Origin of the sequence: Mesorhizobium sp. INR15, assembly GCF_015500075.1 — a bacterium.
Lineage (GTDB): Bacteria > Pseudomonadota > Alphaproteobacteria > Rhizobiales > Rhizobiaceae > Mesorhizobium.
The window spans coordinates 5,029,930-5,045,082 of the sequence record NZ_CP045496.1 but is presented as its reverse complement, the minus strand read 5'-3'; the positions used below and the strand labels follow the sequence as shown (position 1 = coordinate 5,045,082).

Annotated in this window: 17 protein-coding genes; 12 read left to right on the top strand and 5 right to left on the bottom strand. The window is 60.8% G+C overall.

What is annotated here, in order from left to right:
• Nucleotides 1–24 precede the first annotated feature (24 nt).
• Both GA829_RS24680 and GA829_RS24675 read right to left on the bottom strand, forming a co-directional pair.
• A complete protein-coding gene (locus GA829_RS24680) occupies nt 25–939 on the bottom strand; it encodes a glycosyltransferase family 2 protein (RefSeq protein WP_258051895.1) in 915 nt (304 codons plus the stop codon).
• A gap of 88 nt (nt 940–1,027) precedes the next feature.
• Entirely contained in the window at nt 1,028–1,570 is a 543-nt protein-coding gene (locus GA829_RS24675; RefSeq protein ID WP_258051894.1) for a dTDP-4-dehydrorhamnose 3,5-epimerase family protein, read from the bottom strand.
• Between the two features lie 215 nt (nt 1,571–1,785).
• Between GA829_RS24675 and GA829_RS24670 the strand changes: the two genes are divergently transcribed.
• The 3 genes from GA829_RS24670 to GA829_RS24660 all read left to right on the top strand — a co-directional run bounded on the left by GA829_RS24670 (nt 1,786) and on the right by GA829_RS24660 (nt 5,912).
• The gene (locus GA829_RS24670; protein WP_195175200.1) at nt 1,786–2,658 is read left to right on the top strand and encodes a MurR/RpiR family transcriptional regulator; all 873 of its coding nucleotides are present in this window, start codon (nt 1,786–1,788) and stop codon (nt 2,656–2,658) included.
• Between the two features lie 119 nt (nt 2,659–2,777).
• Nucleotides 2,778–4,346, top strand: coding sequence for an ABC transporter substrate-binding protein (locus tag GA829_RS24665; RefSeq protein WP_195175199.1), 1,569 nt, complete (start codon nt 2,778–2,780; stop codon nt 4,344–4,346).
• 183 nt (nt 4,347–4,529) lie between these two features.
• Nucleotides 4,530–5,912 carry a serine hydrolase domain-containing protein gene (locus GA829_RS24660; protein WP_195175198.1) on the top strand — a complete coding sequence of 461 codons (1,383 nt, stop codon included), beginning with the start codon at nt 4,530–4,532 and terminating at the stop codon, nt 5,910–5,912.
• Nucleotides 5,913–6,092: 180 nt separating this feature from the next.
• Here GA829_RS24660 and GA829_RS24655 read toward each other — a convergent pair whose 3' ends face one another.
• On the bottom strand, nt 6,093–6,605 hold the full coding sequence (locus tag GA829_RS24655) for an outer membrane protein assembly factor BamE (protein WP_195175197.1): 513 nt from the start codon (nt 6,603–6,605) through the stop codon (nt 6,093–6,095).
• A 114-nt stretch (nt 6,606–6,719) separates the two neighbouring features.
• Here GA829_RS24655 and GA829_RS24650 point away from each other — a divergent pair, with 114 nt between their 5' ends.
• The 7 genes from GA829_RS24650 to GA829_RS24620 all read left to right on the top strand — a co-directional run bounded on the left by GA829_RS24650 (nt 6,720) and on the right by GA829_RS24620 (nt 11,486).
• Nucleotides 6,720–7,259, top strand: a complete 540-nt coding sequence (locus GA829_RS24650) for a ubiquinol-cytochrome C chaperone family protein (RefSeq protein WP_195175196.1) — start codon at nt 6,720–6,722, stop codon at nt 7,257–7,259.
• Between the two features lie 14 nt (nt 7,260–7,273).
• Nucleotides 7,274–7,822 carry a YceD family protein gene (locus tag GA829_RS24645; RefSeq protein WP_195175195.1) on the top strand — a complete coding sequence of 183 codons (549 nt, stop codon included), beginning with the start codon at nt 7,274–7,276 and terminating at the stop codon, nt 7,820–7,822.
• Nucleotides 7,823–7,943: 121 nt separating this feature from the next.
• Nucleotides 7,944–9,014 carry a phosphate acyltransferase PlsX gene (plsX, locus tag GA829_RS24640; RefSeq protein WP_195175194.1) on the top strand — a complete coding sequence of 357 codons (1,071 nt, stop codon included), beginning with the start codon at nt 7,944–7,946 and terminating at the stop codon, nt 9,012–9,014.
• Nucleotides 9,015–9,023: 9 nt separating this feature from the next.
• Nucleotides 9,024–9,995 (top strand): beta-ketoacyl-ACP synthase III, encoded by a 972-nt coding sequence (locus tag GA829_RS24635; protein WP_195175193.1) that lies wholly within the window; start codon nt 9,024–9,026, stop codon nt 9,993–9,995.
• A 102-nt stretch (nt 9,996–10,097) separates the two neighbouring features.
• Nucleotides 10,098–10,421, top strand: a complete 324-nt coding sequence (locus GA829_RS24630) for an integration host factor subunit alpha (protein WP_195175192.1) — start codon at nt 10,098–10,100, stop codon at nt 10,419–10,421.
• Nucleotides 10,422–10,552: 131 nt separating this feature from the next.
• Nucleotides 10,553–11,092 carry a MerR family transcriptional regulator gene (locus GA829_RS24625; protein WP_195175191.1) on the top strand — a complete coding sequence of 180 codons (540 nt, stop codon included), beginning with the start codon at nt 10,553–10,555 and terminating at the stop codon, nt 11,090–11,092.
• 91 nt (nt 11,093–11,183) lie between these two features.
• Nucleotides 11,184–11,486 (top strand): hypothetical protein, encoded by a 303-nt coding sequence (locus GA829_RS24620; protein ID WP_195175190.1) that lies wholly within the window; start codon nt 11,184–11,186, stop codon nt 11,484–11,486.
• 108 nt (nt 11,487–11,594) lie between these two features.
• On the opposite strand, the gene GA829_RS24615 is transcribed toward GA829_RS24620, so the two are convergent.
• Nucleotides 11,595–11,777 (bottom strand): hypothetical protein, encoded by a 183-nt coding sequence (locus GA829_RS24615; RefSeq protein ID WP_195179902.1) that lies wholly within the window; start codon nt 11,775–11,777, stop codon nt 11,595–11,597.
• A 461-nt stretch (nt 11,778–12,238) separates the two neighbouring features.
• Here GA829_RS24615 and GA829_RS24610 point away from each other — a divergent pair, with 461 nt between their 5' ends.
• Entirely contained in the window at nt 12,239–13,771 is a 1,533-nt protein-coding gene (locus GA829_RS24610) for an alkaline phosphatase family protein (protein WP_195175189.1), read from the top strand.
• Between the two features lie 86 nt (nt 13,772–13,857).
• On the opposite strand, the gene GA829_RS24605 is transcribed toward GA829_RS24610, so the two are convergent.
• Nucleotides 13,858–14,469 (bottom strand): hypothetical protein, encoded by a 612-nt coding sequence (locus GA829_RS24605; protein WP_195175188.1) that lies wholly within the window; start codon nt 14,467–14,469, stop codon nt 13,858–13,860.
• Nucleotides 14,470–14,856: 387 nt separating this feature from the next.
• On the opposite strand from GA829_RS24605, the gene GA829_RS37615 reads away from it, so the two are divergent.
• Entirely contained in the window at nt 14,857–15,036 is a 180-nt protein-coding gene (locus GA829_RS37615) for a hypothetical protein (RefSeq protein WP_374940366.1), read from the top strand.
• Nucleotides 15,037–15,153 lie beyond the last annotated feature (117 nt).

Genomic DNA, 15,153 nt, shown 5'->3' with positions numbered 1-15,153 from the left:
TGTTTGAGGCCAAAACCATCCCGTTCAGTTCTTCTCGGCCTCAGCCTGGTCATTCCGCTTTCGATAGAGGTCGAGCATTTCATCCAGGCCCGGCTCAAGCGCTGAAAGAGGCGGCAGGCCGCGTATCTCTCGCAACCTGGTGACAAAGGCGCCGCGTCCGTATTCGCGGCGAAACTCCCTGGCTCTCGGATGGATGCCGCAAGCGGCCAGAAGCCTGCGTTTCAAATAGGTGGATTTTTTAAGAGGACGTGGCGCCTCAGCCATGGCGAGAACCTTCACGCGCAGGGCGTCCGGCATTTGCATGCCGTTGACGAGTTCCTCCTGCTCTGGCGCCGTATTTTCGAAATAGCTGCCTTTGCGCATGCCGGAAAACAGGCTGAGCACGCTCAGGTGAGGCATGGTCGTGATCACGGCCCCTTTTCGCCATGCCCGAAAGAGCCAATCCTGCGAACTTTCGCAGAAGCACTCGCGGGCGGGGCGCCAGGGGCCGAGCCAGCTGAGAGACGTCCGCCGGACCATTTGTGCCGATCCATAACCAGCGGTGATAACAGGATCGTAGAAGCCGTCTTTGCCAACCCCATAGATCAGGTTCTTGTCGGGATCGCCTTGGACCGGTCGGGGTTGGACAATAGCGCCTCGCGCGATCACGACATCGGCGCCTGTCGCATCGATCCAGCCGGTCATCGCCGCGAGGTGGTCGGGAAACCAGAGATCGTCATGATTGAGCAAGGCAACAAACCGGCCGCGCGCCCTCGCGAGGCCGATGTTGTTGGGGCCGGATTGCTCGCCGAAATTGACGGGCAGGTCGATGTAGCCGATACGCGGATCGGCAAATTCGGCGATGACCGCCGCCGTATCCGGCCGGCAGGCGTCGCCGATCACCAGGATTTCCCAATCCTGCAGCGTCTGACCAACCACGCTCCTCAGCGTCTGTCGCAAAGCAGCTGGCCGGTTGTGGGTCGCGATCACGACCGAGACGAGCGGTTCGCTTTGGTCGGTTGGATCAAGGTGCCTGGATCGCCTCACGCTACACCAGCTTATGAGGAATATGGTCCGTGTCTGGCGGCAGGCGCCAATGATCGGGCGCATCGTAGGCATACGCCTTGTCGACAAGATTGAGCAGCAGCGCGGTCTCCGGCCCGAGTGCGATAACGCCGTGCCATACGCCAGGCGGGATGATGACGATTGCCGGGCGCGACGGGCCGAGGATCTTGTGCCAGACCGTACCGAAGCTGGGCGAAGCCTTGCGCCCGTCATAGAGCGAAACGCGGATACTGCCGATGCAGCAGAAAAGCCGATCCAGGGTCACGGCATGCGCATGCCAGCCTGTCACGGCACCTGGATAGAGGGTGCGCTGAAACACTTGGCCGACCGGTGAGGAATCGAGTTCCCATTCATCGCGAAAAATCTCGGTCAGATAGCCGTTGGAGGTCGCGACCGGTTTGATTTCCTTGATCTTTACTCCGTCGATTGGCGGCGAATCGATCGCCATCCAGTCGGGCGTGACGGTTTGCCTGTCAGGCGTTCCAACCGCCATCCAGCCTTCAGGTGGTTTGCGGTCGTCGTTCATCGATTGGCCCCCACGCAAGTCGTGACGACTGATAGGAAGCCGGACAGGCGCTGACAAGCTGCTTGCCGACAAAAACAGCCGACAAAACTAGCACGGCGCGGTTGCGCCCTTTCGCGAAAAGAACCGCTCTCCCATCAAGGGCAGGTGTGCGTCAGAAAAATATCATTATTGACTCAATATCAGAAAACTGTCACGAATTTGCCCTGGGAGGAACGATGTCGAACGGAACCGCACGTCAGAGATTGACGGACAGCCTGCAGGGCGGCGCCGGCGCCGGTCGCGCGATCGCGGCCTATATGCTGGCCAACCTCAACGAATTGCCGTTCGAGACCGCCGTGACGGTCGCCGAAAAGGTTGGCGTCAGCGAACTGACGGTGGGGCGCTTCTGCCGGTCCATCGGCTACCAGCATTTCAAGGATCTCAAGGCCGATCTGAAAGCCGACATCGGCGACACCCCGTGGCTGATCGGCGACAGGCTCCGCGAGTTCCAGGTCCGCAGCCGGGAAAACGACGTCGGCCCCAGCAAAAGCCTGGAACTGGAACTCGCGACGATCGTGCGCGTCTACGAACTGGCCCAGACCCCGGCGATGAAGGCCGTGATCAAGCGCCTGGCGGCAGCCGAGCGGGTCTTCATTGGCGGCTTCCAGAGCGAACGCGGCATCGCTGCTACAATGGCGCATCTGCTGCAATATGTGCGCGACGGCGTCCATCTGGTCGACCATTCATCCGGCAGTTTCGGCGAGGTGCTTCTGGGCTCGCGGAACGCGGCGCTCGTGCTGTTCGATGCCCGCCGCTATTCCCGCCAGGCCCCGATACTGGCGCGCCGGGCCCGCGATGCCGGCCTGCCGGTGACGCTTGTGACCGACCTGTTCTGCGACTGGGGACATGAATGCGCCAGCGAGGTCTTTGCGCTGCCGTCGGAGATCAATCTGTTCTGGGACACGAACACGCCGATGCTGTCGCTCGTCCATCTGATGCTCAACGGGATTATCGGCGAACTCGGACCAGACGTCGAGTCACGCCTCGACCGGATGTCGGAACTCTACGGCGATTTCGTCGGCCATGCCGGTCGGCATCCACGGCGCTAAAGCATGATCCCGAAAAGTAGCGACCGGTTTTCGGAAGAGACCATGCGCACCGAATGCGTGCTGGCGATTCGCCATCTAGCCAACGAAAAACACCAACGAGGTCTCGGGAGGACTCCGATATGAATAGACGTGATTTTCTAATTTCCACATCCTTGCTTTCGCTCTGCATGGGCGGCGGTCTGTCATCAGCCGCCCATGCGTCGGAAGGTGAGGCAGTCATCGTGCTGGGCCGGCAGGAGTCGGGCTCGGCGAACTACGATCCGATCCGTTCGGTATCGCTCAACATGGCATCCGCACTCATCTACGACCGGCTTGTCGAGCAGGACCCCGGCGATCAATCCTATCATCCGCATCTGGCGCAATACTGGGAGACCAGTCAGGACGGCCTGACCTGGACCTTCAAACTGCGCCAGGGCGTGACGTTCCATGACGGCGAACCGTTCAACGCCGCGACGATCGCCTGGTGGATCCCCAAATTCGCAGGCACCGAGAACGAGTACATGACCAGCGCGATCGACCATGTCGAGGTCGTCGACGACCATACGGTGCGGTTCCTCATGAAGCGGCCAGAGCCCAATCTGATCTACAATCTGGCCTCGGTGAACATGGGCGTCCCTTCGCCCAAATCCTATGACGCGGCGGGCGATGGCGGCTACGGCGTCATCGAGGCTGTCGGCACCGGCCCCTACAAGCTCGAAAGCTTCGTCGTCAGCCAGGAGACAGTTCTGGTGGCCAACGGGGACTATGCCTGGAGCAGCGATCTGACCGGTGGCACCCCAAACATCAACCGGCTGACGATGCGCGAAATCCCGGACGCTTCGACTGCCTTTCTGGAGCTGAAGACCGGTGGCGTCGACTTGTTGCTCGACATTCCCACCGATTTCCTGCCGCAACTCAAGGCGCAGCCCGAAATCGAGTTCCGCGAGCTGCCGAGCTACGGCGTGACTTTTGTTGCCATGAATACCCGAATTCCGATCTTCTCCGACATGCGCGTGCGCCAGGCGACGGCGCTGGCCATCGATCAGGGGGCGATCCTGAAGAGCGTATATGGCGGAGCCGGGAAGGAAGCGCACCAGTTTCTCGTTGGTACGCTGGCGGAAGCGAAGGTCGATCCCACTGTCGAGATCCACCACGATGCCGCCAAGGCCGGAAAGCTCCTCGACGAGGCCGGATGGGCGCCTGGCGGCGATGGCATCCGTGTCAAGGACGGCAAACCGATGAAAGTGAAGCTGTGGGCTCGGGCCGATACCGAATACCGGCGCATGGCCGAGATCATCCAGGCCCAACTCAAGGCAGTCGGCATGGCTGCCGACATCACCATTTTCGATGAAGGCACGTACCGCGCGGAGTTCAAGAAGAAGGACCGCGAACTGGTCATCGAACCCTATTCATGGACCAATGCCGACATTCTCGACAGTTTCTTCAGCGCCAAGTTCATGGATGGCTGGAACCTGTCGTCGTGGGACGACGCCAAGTCCGAGGAACTGAACGAGCGCGCCATGCATGGTTCCGCCACATGGGAGGAGCGCGTCGCGAACTTCAAGAAGTATCACGAAAACCTGCTGGCCAATTTCCTTGGCGTTCCAATCCATGAACCGGCCCAAACACTGGCATTCAACAGCACGAGGCTAAGCCTGCCGGACCGGCTGCGAATGCCCCTCACCATGGTCGATATGATCGTGAAATAGGCGGATAGAGCGCGCGCCGATCTTAGCCCGTTGCGCTCAATCCGCGCGGGCGGTCGACCAGGCCATGGGGCCAACCTGGACGGCGCGCTCTGGCGACTTTCCTAGAAATCAACGTCGCAGCCGCGCCGAGCAGATCCGGCGCCGTCCGCGGGGCCTGCCAGTTCGACGCAATGGAGATATTCGATGAGTGCGAAATCCACCACCAGTCTGGAAGCCTCGCTGGAGCAATACCTGGTATCGGAGATGGACACGCATGCCATACCTGGCCTCGGCTTGGCCATCGTGCGGAATGGCAGCATTCTGCATGTCGGCGGCTACGGCCTGGCCAATGTCGAGCATAAGGCGCGTGCGACGCCTGACACGATCTTCCATTCTGGATCGACCGGCAAGATGTTCACCGCCGCCGCCGTACTGTTGCTGGTCCAGGATGGGCGCATCGGGCTCGATCACCCGTTGAAGCGCCACATCCCCGAAGGGCCGGCAAGCTGGGACGGCATCACCATTCGTCAGCTTCTGTCGATGATGAGCGGCCTCGGCAATTTCGGCGAGAGCTTCGCGCCGACGCCCATTCGTGACAACGTCGTGCCGCTCAACCAGTGGCAGGACCATAGCGACGAACAATTGATCGCGCTTGCGGCGCTCTCGCCGCCGCTGTTCGGGCCTGGCGAGAGCTATGCCTACAGCAACATCAGCTACGTGTTGGCCGGTTTCATTGTCGCCCGTATCTGTGGCAAGCCCTACTATGAATTCCTGCGTGATCGCCTGTTCCAGCCCATCGGCATGGCAACGGCGCGCGACGCGTCGTGGTTCGACATCGTGCCGAATCGCGCCGCGGGCCACAGCTTTCGCGACAATCGCCTGCACAACCGGCAATGGACGGCGCCGACGCTGTTCAGGACCGGCGATGGCGGGCTCTATTTCTCGCCACGCGACATCGCTCACTGGTTTCTGGAGCTGGACAACCCCCGATTATTCAGTCCGGCCAGCGTCGAACTCATGGTCGAGCCCGCGCTGATGAGCGATGGCCGCGAGGCCTTCAACGGCTACGCGCTCGGCTGGCAGAATTCCGAGGTGCGCGGCCATCGCAAGATCCGCCATGGCGGCACCTGGGACGGGTTTCGCGCGGAGTTCATGCGGTTCCCGTCGCAAGGATTGTCGGTCGCCGTGCTTGCCAATGTTGAACAGGCGCAGGTTGCGCGCATTGGACAAGAGATCGCCGGGCTCGTCGAGCCGGCCGTGGCGGCCTACCAACCCATCGCCGAGACCGATCCCGACGCGACGCGGCGCGATGACGATCTGCTGCGGGCCATCGTCGCCCGCCAGGCTCCGCGCGATGCCTTCAGCGACAAGGCCTGGTCCGACTGGAGCCGCAACTGGTTCGAGCAGGCGCTGGGGGAGGCGGAAGCGGACCTCGCCACCGCGCCGCTGGAACTCATCGACCATGCCGGCGATGGCGCCGCGTACAGCCGGCGCTACCGCTTGCCCATGGGGCGTTACCACATGCACTGGGTGGTCCAGCGTTCAGCCGACCGGCGCGTCGGCGCCATGCGCTTCCACATGGAGTAGCCGGGCTTGCCGGGTGTGCGGTGGTTCCGTTCCGGCGCATTCGAACCCTGGACGGATGATCGAGCCGATGTCGGCAAGCAGCGTCCAGGCATAAACAGCCAAAAACAAAAACCCGTGGGATCGCTCCCACGGGTTTTTGGTCGCCTGAGATGATGGGGCTTCGGGTGAAGCCGAAAGAAATTAGGCGCCGCCGCCAGGAATGCCGGGCGCCAGCTTGCTGGCGCCGTTGATGACCTGGCTGAGGAAGTTCTGGTCCTTGCCGCCGGTCGGCGTGGTACGCGAGATGAAGTCGAACACCTTGCCATCCTTCAAGCCGTAGTTGGCAATCTGGGTGACGCGGCCATCCGCGCCGAAGTAAACCGCCAGCACCTTCTGGTCGATAAGCCTTGGCTTGTCGAAGGCGACGTAGCGCTTACGCGTCTGCGAAATGTAATAGAAAGCTTCGTTGTCGAAGGTCGCCGTCGTCGACGGCGTGCCGAGCGCCAGAAGCACTTGCTCGCGGCTCGAGCCAACCGGCACAAGGTCGATGGACTGCTGGTCGATGACGTAGCCCTGCGTGAAGGTCTCGCTCGGGTTGAGGTCTCCGATCATCTTGGAGGTGTGGCAGGCGGACAATGCCGAAATGACGACAAGCAGCGAGATTGCGCCGGCGGGCCTGGACGAGAAGGTCGACTTGAAATTCAGCGCGCGCAACAACAACTCCATTAGCTGGCCGCAACTTGCGCTGGGCCGCAAAACCGGTAAACCAGCTTGCTTGCCGATGCAACAAGGCCAATTCAACAAACGGTCCCCGGGAGACCATCCCCAATGTTTCAGCGCCTTTTTGGCCGCGAACGCCACGCCAACCGCGCTATCACCGAGGCGCTTTACGCACAAATCGTGGCGGCGGCGCGGCAGACCGTATTTTATTCCGACTGGAATGTGCCGGATACGCCGCTTGGCCGTTTCGAGATGCTGTCGCTTCATATGTTCCTTTTCCAGCACCGGTTGCGCGGCGAGGGCGGCGCGGCGCAAGAGATCGCGCAAGTGCTGATCGACGAGTTCTTCCTTGATGTCGACCATTCGCTGCGGGAATTGGGAATCGGCGACGTTGGTGTGCCCAAGCGTATGAAAAAGCTGGCGAAAATGTTCTATGGGCGCACAGCCGCCTATGATGACGCGCTGGAAAGAAAAGACATTGACGGGCTTACTGCGGCCCTTACCCGCAATGTCAGGCCAGATGCGGGCGCTTGGCCGCAAGCCGCACGGCTGGCGCTCTACGTTGTCGATGCCGACAGGCACCTGGCCGCGCAGCCATCCGAATCGATCGTTTCCGGCACGGTGACGTTCCCGTCGGCCGCGAATTAAAGGAGGCAGCTGTCATGAAACATGAAGAACCGCATAGCCCGGTGTCCTTCGTCGCCAATGTTGCCCGCTTGCCGCACAAAGGCTTGCCGGTGGTTATCATCGCCGACGAGGCGCAACGCACGGAGCTCGCCAGGGAGCATGATTTGCTTTCGGTCGAGAACTATCGCGCGGAAATCCTGGTAGCGCCGTGGAAGCGCAACGGCCTCAAGATCACCGGCCGTGTCGAAGCCGATATCACCCAGGCCTGCATCGTCACGCTTGAGCCTGTGCAGGCCCATGTCGACGAGGCGGTCGAAGCCCTGTTCCTGCCGGAGGACTCAAAATTCGGCCGGGAAGGTTTCGATAGCGCCGGAGAAATCATGCTGGATGCTGATGGGCCGGACAGTCCAGAGACTTTTTCCGGCGACAAGATCGATGTCGGGGCGCTGGCCGAACAATTCTTCGGCTTGGCGATCGACCCTTATCCTCGCAAGCAGGGCGTGTCGCTGCAAGCCGGCACCGACAATGAGCCGGCGGAGAACGAATTTCAGCAAAAGCTGCGATCCTTGCTGGGAAAATCCTGAAAAGCTCCGCCGCGACGGAAAAGTCGGTTGTGCGTCAGCCCAAAACCGCTATTTTCGCCGAACCTTCGCGGTCGCTAAAGCGAACCGCGCCCGGCCGTGCAAACCGTGAGATGAATATCGAGTGATCAGGATTTCTATCGATGCCATGGGCGGCGATCACGGACCAAGCGTGGTCATCCCGGCGCTCATGACGGTCGCCACACGGCGCCCCGACATTCGCTTCGTCATTTATGGGCGCGAAGAGGTGGTCCGCCCGGAATTGGCCAAATTCCCCAAGCTGGCCGATGTCAGCGAGTTCTTCCACTGCGAAATATCGGTGAGGATGGACGACAAGCCGAGCCAGGCGCTGCGCCATGGCCGCTGGAAGTCGTCGATGTGGAAAGCGGTTGAAGCGGTTAAGTCGGGCACGGCCGACGCCTGTATCTCGGCCGGCAACACCGGTGCGCTGATGGCGATGTCGAAATTCTGCCTGCGCACCATGGCGACCATCGACCGGCCGGCAATCGCAGCTCTTTGGCCGACCATGCGCGGCGAAAGCGTGGTGCTGGATGTCGGCGCAACCATCGGTGCCGACGCGCATCAGCTGATCGACTTTGCCATTCTCGGCACGGGCATGGCGCGCTCGGTTTTTGGCGTCGCTCGGCCCAGCGTCGGACTGCTCAATGTCGGAGTCGAGGAGATCAAGGGCCAGGAAGAGGTCAAGGAAGCCGGGCGCATGCTGCGCGAAGCCAACATGGCCTCGATGAATTATCACGGTTTCGTTGAAGGTGACGACATCGGCAAGGGCGTGGTTGACGTTGTCGTCACGGAAGGTTTTGCCGGCAACATCGCGCTGAAAACGGCGGAAGGCACCGTCCGGCAGATCGCCGGTTATCTGCGTGCCGCGATGGGCCGGACACTGATGGCCAGGATCGGCTATATCTTCGCCAAGGGTGCATTTGATCGCTTGCGCGAAAAGATGGATGTCGGCCGCTCCAATGGCGGCGTCTTCCTGGGGTTGAACGGCATAGTGGTAAAGAGCCATGGCGGTGCCGATTCGGACGGCTTCGCGGCGGCGATCGAGCTTGGCTACGATATGGTGCGCAACAATCTGCTGGACCGTATCGAAGCCGACCTGGACCTGTTTCATGCGCGCAATCCGCATGCCCAGACATCGAGGAAATCCGACGTCGTTAGCGACGCAAAGGAATAGGAAAGCGCTTTGATCAGATCAGTCGTGCGCGGCACAGGCGCCGCGCTGCCCCGCCGCATCATGAAGAATGCCGATTTCGAAGGCATGGTCGAGACCTCCGACGAGTGGATCGCCCAGCGCACCGGCATCCGCCAGCGCCATATCGCCGGCGATGACGAGACGACGGCTTCGTTGGGAGAGGCTGCCGCCCGCGCAGCGCTGGACAATGCGGGACTGACGCCCGCGGACATCGATCTGATCGTGTTGGCGACCTCGACGCCCAACAACACCTTCCCGGCGACCGCCGTCGAGATCCAGAACCGGCTTGGCATGCATCATGGCTTTGCCTTCGACATGCAGGCGGTATGCACCGGCTTCGTCTATGCGGTAACGACCGCCGATCTCTATATCCGTGGTGGCTTGGCCAAGCGCGTGCTGGTGATCGGGGCGGAAACGTTTTCGCGCATTCTCGACTGGAGCGACCGCTCGACCTGCGTTCTGTTCGGCGATGGCGCCGGCGCTCTGGTGCTGGAAGCTGGCGAGGGAACCGGCGGCATCGCTGACCATGGTGTGCTGGCGGCCAGCCTGCGCTCCGACGGCGCCCACAAGGACAAGCTTTTTGTCGATGGCGGTCCTTCGACCACTGGCACGGTCGGCCATCTCCGCATGGAGGGCCGCGAGGTGTTCAAGCATGCGGTCGGCATGATCACCGACGTCATCGAGGGGACATTCTCCCAGGCCGGCATTACCGCTGCCGACCTTGACTGGTTCGTGCCGCACCAGGCCAATAAACGGATTATTGACGCTTCCGCCAAGAAGCTCGGGATTGCCGAGCAAAAGGTGGTGGTTACGGTCGATTTGCACGGTAACACCTCGGCAGCTTCCGTGCCGCTGGCGCTTTCGGTGGCCGTCGCCGACGGTCGCATCAAAAAGGGCGATCTGGTGTTGCTGGAAGCCATGGGCGGCGGCTTCACCTGGGGCGCTGTTCTCGTTCGCTGGTAAGAGCCGAACGGTCCGGTTTCGGTCCTTGACCTTGCCGGATCAATTACTTAGGCTCTACCGTTGTTGTATCGATTTTATGTTTTGAGCTGATGGGACGGTCGCATGGGGGGAAAGACACTTACGCGCGCCGACCTTGCCGAAGCAGTTTACCGCAAGGTAGGACTGTCACGCACTGAATCGGCTGAACTCGTCGAGGCCGTCCTTGACGAAATCTGCGAAGCGATCGTGCGTGGCGAGACCGTGAAATTGTCGTCTTTCGCGACGTTCCACGTCCGTTCCAAGAACGAACGCATCGGACGCAATCCCAAGACCGGCGAAGAAGTGCCGATCCTGCCGCGCCGGGTGATGACCTTCAAGTCATCGAACGTTCTGAAGAGCCGCATCTTGCGCTCGCATCAGAGCAGCAAGACCAAGGGAAGCAAGTAGGCTCGTCCCATTGTCTGGTTGAAAACCGGCTCCACCATTGTGCCGGGCTTGAATGTTGCGCCACAAACCGCTGAAATGAACTGCGATTCGGCAAGATAGGCCGGATCATCGTCCAGCGTGAGGATTCGCCCATGGACAAGAGCCCCGACGCTTTCCGCACCATCAGCGAGGTCGCCGAAGATCTCGACTTGCCACAGCACGTGCTGCGTTTCTGGGAAACCCGTTTCAACCAGATCAAACCGATGAAGCGCGGCGGCGGCCGCCGTTATTATCGGCCGCAGGATGTCGAACTGATCAAAGGCATCCGCCACATGCTTTACGATCAGGGCTACACGATCAAGGGTGTGCAGAAGCTGCTGCGTGAGAATGGCAACCATTTCCTGGTTGCTATCGGCAATGGCGACATGGCCGCCGTGGAAGCGATTTCGCAACGCAAGCAGGCCGATGCGGTGCCTCTGACACCAGGTGCCCAGCCGCGCGGGATGGACGACGAATTGGTTGGCCAACCCAGGGTAAAACCCAGCCGCCGCTTCTTCGGCCTGGGCAAGACCGACGAGGAAGGTCCTGTCACGCCTGACGTGTCGAAGCTGTCGCGAGACAATCGTGCGCTGTTGCAGGAAGCCTTGTTCGACCTTCTGGAGTGCAAGCGCCTGCTCGATCAGGTGCGCTGACAGCCGCACAAGGCGGCTTTACGTCGACAGGGCTGGAACCCGGCCAGCTGTGATGCGTTACGTTTCCTTCTGCAAAGCAAGGAAACCTATCATGGCATCATTCTCGACCCTGTCCGACATCGACCTGGACAAGCAGATCACTGCTCTCTCAAGGGAATTGGCGGCTTTGAAAAAGGCGGTGTCCAAGCGGGGCGGTGCTTACTATGAAGATGGCCGTGACGCCGCGCTGGATACGTACTCGGACCTTGCCGTGCGTCTGCGCGATGCAATGCCCGCGATCCGCAAACAGGGCAGGGTGATTGAGAAATCCGCCCGTGATCACCCCGCCACGGCCGCTGCCGTGGGCCTCGTGGTTGTTGGTCTCGCCGCCAGCCTGCTTTTCAGCCGCCGCTGACGAACCTATTCACGAACTGCCTGGCGGCACGTTCGGGCCGAGCAGACCAGGAGAAGACCGGCCTCGCACAAGAAGCCAAAGCCGGTCTTCTCGCTGGCAGTCTGTATGTTATGCCTTCTTCATCATCTTCATGTGGTGATGATGATGATGGTGGTGGTGGTGACGATGATGGTGGCGGTGATGCTTCTTCATGTGCATCGGAGCTGCGTCCGCGCTGGTTGCACCGACGACCGGCACCGTGAAAGCAAGTGCAACAGCAAGGCCGAGGGCCGAGAGGAGGGACTTTTTCATGGATCGTTTCCTTTTTTCGCCGGCTGATCTAAATCAGGCCGATAGCCTGATCGCCGCGAATGCGATTACGCTCTCGAATTTTTTCGTCAGTATTTCCCGATTGTAGAATTTTGTTTCTGGACTGTTTCTGAGAATCGCGCCGCGCCGGGCAAACCGGTCCCATTGCAGCGGCGGACAAGCTCGCATCCATGATCCTTGATCGCGCCGCGTCGCCTCGGTGCCAAGCCCAATAAACAGACCCATCTAATTGATTCAAATCATTTTTCGGATGCTAAACTCGACGTGAACCAAGAATGAAATGTAACTCTCGCGAGGAGAGATAGTTGGGCGGCCGAGGCATGGCACGCTCAACGAATTGGACGATGGAGTCCTCGTAATCACCCGCGGCGAGTTTCATGAACCTGTCACATCGAGGTGCCTATCCTCGATTGATCGCGGGGCTGCGAGATGAGGGACACTCAATGACAAGGTTCAAATCAGCACTGACAGCGAGCGCGCTTGCGGCGGTTTCGCTCGCCGCGTTGTCGACTTCCGACGCGCTCGCCGCGCCTTACAAGCACGTGCTGCTTGTCAGCGTCGACGGCCTGCATGCACTCGACCTGGCGAATTATGTCGCCGCAAATCCGGCAAGCTCGCTCGCCGCGCTTGCCCATAGCGGGATCTTCTACCCCAACGCATTCACCGGCACGCCGTCCGACTCCTTTCCCGGGCTTGTGGCGCAGGTGACCGGGGGCACGCCCATGTCGACCGGCGTCTTCTATGACGACAGCTACGACCGCACCTATTTCGAGCCGGGTTCGGATTGCAAGGGAATGCCGGGCGCGGAGGTGGCTTTCGCCGAGAATATCGACGTCGATGCGACCCGCCTTGATGGCGGTGGCAAGCCGGGTGATTTCCATAGCCAGATAGACCCCGCGAAATTGCCGATGACATTGATTGGCGGCAAATGCTCGGCCGTCTATCCGCACGACTTCGTGCGTGTGAACAACGTCTTCGAGATTGTGAAGGCTCATGGCGGTCGTACCGCATGGTCTGACAAGCACCCGGCCTATGAATGGCTCAACGGGCCTTCCGGCAAAGGCGTCGACGATCTCTATGCCTTGGAACAGGACAGTCTGATTCCGGGCACTAAGGTGAAGACGACAGGCAGCTTCAAGGCAGAGCGCGATTTTGACCAGGCGCGGGTCAAGGCGGTCATAAACGAAATCAAAGGCCTCGACAGCACGGGCTCGCAACCGGCGCCGGTCCCAACACTCTTTGGCATGAACTTCCAGGCAGTAAGCGTCGGCCAGAAATTGCCGAAAGCCGGCCCTGGCGACGAGGCCGGCCTCGTCGGGGGCTACAAGGATGCGAGCGGTACGCCGAACAATGGCCTTGCCAAGCAGCTCGCCTATGTTGACGGCGCGCTCGGTGAACTGGTCTCCGCCCTCAAGGACAACCACCTCACCGACTCGACCCTTGTTATCCTCGCCTCGAAGCATGGCCAGTCGCCGATCGATCCGGCGACCTTCCAGGCGCTCGACGACGATCCGTACACAAAGACGCCCGGCTACGCCTTCCACATAGCCGACGATGCCGCGCTGATCTGGCTCAAGCCGCAGGACAGGACCAGCAACCTTGCCGCGGCGCAGGATTATCTCGAGAAATTGAGCAAGGCGGAGGGCATCGCCCAGATCCAGCCGCCGAGTGTTCTGGCGCTTGCCTATCAGGATCCGGCCACCGACAGCCGTACGCCGGATTTCATTGCAACGGTCAATCCAGGCGTGGTCTATACCTCCGGATCAAAGATCGCCGAGCATGGCGGCGCCAACATCAACGACCGAAGCGTCGCTCTGCTGATCAGCGGTCCTTCGCTCGCGCCGAGATCGGTGCCGGCGCTGGTACAGACGACACAGGTCGCGCCGACCATTCTGCACGCTCTTGGCTATGATGCGAACGAGTTGCAGGCGGTGAAGATCGAGGGCACGCAGGAATTGCCGGCAACACCGTTCTGAAATCCGGTCCTCTCATTTCTCCGACAGCCGCCATCCGGCGGCTGTTTTCTGGTCCATTGCCATCATTTCCCGGGATCCCACGGCCACTACATTGGCGGAACGACACCGTTGTTGCCGACGACGACGCGGCTGGCGCTTAGCGTGCCGTCACCGTCGCGCTGAGCGATCACGAAGACCGTTGCGCCTGGTTTGAGATCGGTCGAAGTGGCCGGTGCGAAAGTCACGACAGGTGTGTTGTCGGGTATTGATATCTTCTTCGTCTGTCCGTTGTCGTAGGTCAGCGTAACCGCCCGGCCGTCGACATTGGTCACGTCGGCGACGGTGCCGTTGGTCATCCGGCTGTTGGGCTGCAGGTCCCAAGGCCGATCACCCTCGCCAGCACCTTTCAGGGCGGCGGGAAAGACCACCACCTCGAGCGCACCACTGCCGCCATCCGCTTTCGAGACGGAGGCGATGCCGAGGAAGTCACCTTGCTTAATATCCTTTATGGACGCGCTGGCGACCCCGGATATTTTCCAGCCAGCGGCCAGCTTGATTGTATCCGTGCCGCCCTGGCGGTTCTTTACCGTCAGCTGGGACGCATCGGAACTGGCGACGATCCCGCGCACGCGTACCGGGTCGGTCGCCTGGGCACTCGTGGCTGCAACGCCAAGGCCGGAAATCGTGCCGAACACGATCATGACAGTCCGCAATTTCATCGCATCGATCCTCTCTGGGGAAATGGGGCGCCATCGTCACCGGTTTGGCGTTGACGGCATCGGAGACAACGAAATGGCGCATCAAAACCACGGGGCAATGCGGCGGAATGGCGTTCAAAAGAACTTGATCGGCAAGCCTCGGAAATCGCTGCCGATCCACGTGGTTCACGATCCCGTGACGGCCCCTTTGGCGCTTGGCAAAATGGTGGCGAGCGGGCATGTTCTGGCCCATCTCAGGCAACATCCATTTTCATCTAACTCTTTCAGCCAACGGAGTTGCCAATGCCCCACAGTGCAAAAGACGAGCCCGTCCCGGAACTGGTTGCCAGTGACCTTGTGCAGGGTCACAACGCCCTCAGAGCGATCCGGGTATCCCGGGGATACAGTGTGGAGGAGCTTTCCCTGACATGCGGTCTGTCGATCGATGAGATCGAGGACATTGAGAGTGGCCGATCCGCCGATCCGTCGAAGCTGCGCCGTATTGCGTCCGCGCTTCGGCTACCCCAGGAGGCGCTGGCTGGCTCAGTCGTGCAGGCGCGGGCCACGCAAGGCCGACCCGCGCTGTAGCGCAAAGCCCGGCATGATTGGAAACCCGCCATGGATGACCCTGGCGGGTTTTCTCATTTCGGCGCTGCCTCCGGCTTGCCTGTCGGCCTATGGCACGTGTTTATGGACACCGGTTTA